Raw genomic sequence first — 1,017 nt, forward strand, 5'->3', positions numbered from 1 at the left:
ACTTTGCGCTTTTACCTGCGACGTGGCCACTAGTAAAAGAAAAATAATCGAACAATAGTTAACTAATTTCTTCATGCTTCAATAATAAGATCAATCTAAATTGTGTTTTTTAAAATCGTAATACGCATTGCAGACCAACCGACTTGTTTTTAAAACTGTTGGAGCGGAACTGGTTGTTATTATCAATAACGGCCGGCTCTACTTTCATACTCAAGTCGGGGGTTATATCGAAGTTGGATAACTCCGCATCTACATACGCGTCGATGATAGAGATCCGGTAAACTCCGATAAATGCAAATATACTAAGGTCCCGATAACGACGGAACATATCTTTTCTTCTTTTTAGTGTGTTTTTTAGCTGCTCCTCATTATAAGTGGAGTTCGGGGGCAACAAATCTTCGTAACTTTTCGTATTCGGATTGCTGTCCATAATGTCCAGATAGGCTTGCGAATAGTCTTTGTACATCTTACCGTTCCAACTTAAGGCGTAAGCACAACCAGCAAATCCTCCATATATAATAGGTAATTTCCAGTATTTACGGTTGTAAATCTGTCCTCCACCGGGGAATACGACTGCCAGCCACGTTGCTTTGGTCGGATTCGGGATAAATATTTTCTTGTTAATATCTTGAGCAGGTGGCGGCACAGTGTCGGTCTTTACAACAATGGAGGCAGGTTGCTCTATCTTTTTCAGCTCTTTCTTGTTGGCTGCATCCAAGCTATCCGCTATCTGTATTTTAGCAGCTGACAAACTGTCGATGGCCGGAAGTTCTTTGGATGGTATGATTTGGATAGAATCCTTCTTCACCGAGTCCTGTATGATCGGATCACGATGCCTTCGTGCACGGGCTTTCGGCGCTTCGCGCTGTATGATTGTTGTATCTTTCCGTGCCGGAGTAACAGTGGATTGTGCATACACATCAATCCCTGCCACCTGTAAAAAACAGAGAAGCAGGGCGCTGACTAGTAACTGATATTTCTTACTTTTTCTTGTCATTTACTTCTTTAGCGTATCGA

1 protein-coding gene is annotated in these 1,017 nt (G+C 42.0%); it reads right to left on the bottom strand.

Annotation, left to right across the window (positions count from 1 at the left end):
- Nucleotides 1-109 precede the first annotated feature (109 nt).
- Nucleotides 110-997, bottom strand: coding sequence for a DUF5683 domain-containing protein (locus tag AB5935_RS28255; RefSeq protein WP_368328137.1), 888 nt, complete (start codon nt 995-997; stop codon nt 110-112).
- Nucleotides 998-1,017 lie beyond the last annotated feature (20 nt).

It is taken from the genome of Phocaeicola sp. RTP21198st1_B8_RTP21198_201120 (assembly GCF_040929485.1).
Classification (GTDB): domain Bacteria; phylum Bacteroidota; class Bacteroidia; order Bacteroidales; family Bacteroidaceae; genus Phocaeicola; species Phocaeicola dorei.